The sequence below is a fragment of the Arhodomonas sp. KWT genome (assembly GCF_010993615.1).
Window position 1 is genome coordinate 1 of sequence record NZ_WNXE01000111.1, and the last position, 1,638, is coordinate 1,638.

At 72.5% G+C, this 1,638-nt stretch carries 2 protein-coding genes; both read left to right on the plus strand.

The annotated features are described in order from the left end of the window. Positions 1–807: RodZ domain-containing protein (locus G7A99_RS13755; RefSeq protein ID WP_163141074.1), on the plus strand; the 807-nt coding region annotated here is incomplete at its 5' end. Positions 808–837: 30 nt separating this feature from the next. Next, the coding region (hisS, locus tag G7A99_RS13760; RefSeq protein ID WP_163141078.1) for a histidine--tRNA ligase at positions 838–1,638 on the plus strand (801 nt) is incomplete at its 3' end.

Sequence of the window (1,638 nt, forward strand, 5' to 3'; positions counted from 1 at the left end):
GTGCTCGTGGTGGCGGTGCTCGCCGTGGCCGGGTGGTTCTGGTTCAACGACGACGGTTTCGGTGCCCTGATCGGCCGGGACCAGCCCGAGGTCGGGGCGTCGGCGCCCGCGGCGAGCGGTACGGTCGAGCAGCAGGGCGCCAACGCGACGGAAGGCTCCGGCGGGGCCGCCTCCGGTGTTGAGGGGGACGCTGTGACGGGCACAGGGAGCAGTGCGGCCTCTGCCCCGCCGGAGGACGCCGGCGTGGCGGCATCCGGTGAGCAGACCGGCATTACCGGCGCCGGCGATACCGGGACCGGAGGCGCCGGGTCGACGGGTACCGCGCCGGAGGTCGGTGACTCGGCGGCTGCGGGTGCGCCTGAAAGCGGTACGGAATCGCCGGCGGCCGCGGATACCGGCACGTCGTCCGGCACGGCGCGTGGTGCGTCCGCCGCGGACGCGGCGTCCGGGGTTGCCATGACCGGCGCAGACGCCGCTGTCGGGAACGGGGCTGCCGGCACCACGGCGGCGGCCGCTGGCGAAGAGGATGGGGGAGACGGGGCCGGCCCCGCGCCGGCGGGAAGCGACCGTCTGACCTTCGAGTTTACCGGCGAGTCCTGGATGGAGGTCACCGACGCCGCCGGCGACCGTCTGCTGTTCGGGCTGGTCGGCGGCGGCGAGACCCGCACGGTGACCGGTGAGCCGCCGTTCGAGATCGTTGTCGGCGACGTCAGCGTGGTCTCGCTGAGCCACGACGGCCAGGCTGTCCCCCTCGCGGACCGCGCCAACGGACGCGTCGCCCGTTTCACCCTGGGCGAGTCGCGCTGACCGCCGAACCCAATCATCACGGAGAACGACTTGAGCAGTAGCCTGCAGAGCCTGCGTGGCTTCGCGGACATTCTCCCCGGCGCGAGCGCGCTCTGGCGCGATGTCGAGCAGCGCCTTCGCCGGACGGTGTCCGCCTACGGTTACCAGGAGATCCGGCTGCCGGTGCTGGAGCGCACTGAGCTGTTCGCCCGCTCCATCGGCGAGATCACCGACATCGTCGAGAAGGAGATGTACACCTTCGAGGACCGCAACGGTGAGAGCCTGACCCTGCGCCCCGAGGGCACCGCCGGCTGCGTGCGAGCGGCCCTGCAGCACGGGCTGCTGCACGGCGCGCAGCCGCGGCTCTGGTACATGGGGCCGATGTTCCGCTACGAGCGCCCGCAGAAGGGGCGCTTCCGGCAGTTCCACCAGATCGGGGCGGAGGTCTTCGGCCTCGACGGCCCGGACGTGGATGCGGAGATGATCCTGATGACCGGGCGCATGCTCCGGGCCATCGGCCTTACCGACGTGCGCCTGGAGATCAACAGCCTCGGTACGCCGGAGGCGCGCCGGGCGTACCGCGAGCGCCTCCAGGCGCACCTGCGCAAGCACGAGGACGTCCTCGACGACGACGCGCGCCGGCGCCTGGAGAGCAACCCGCTGCGCGTGCTGGACAGCAAGAACCCGGCGATGCGCGAGGTCATCGCCTCGGCGCCGAGCCTGCTGGACGCGCTGGACGAGGAGTCCGAGGCGCACTTCGGGCGCCTGCGCGAGCTGCTCGACGCCGCCGGCCAGCCGTACACCGTCAACGAGCGCCTGGTTCGCGGTCTGGACTACTACAGCCGCACCGTC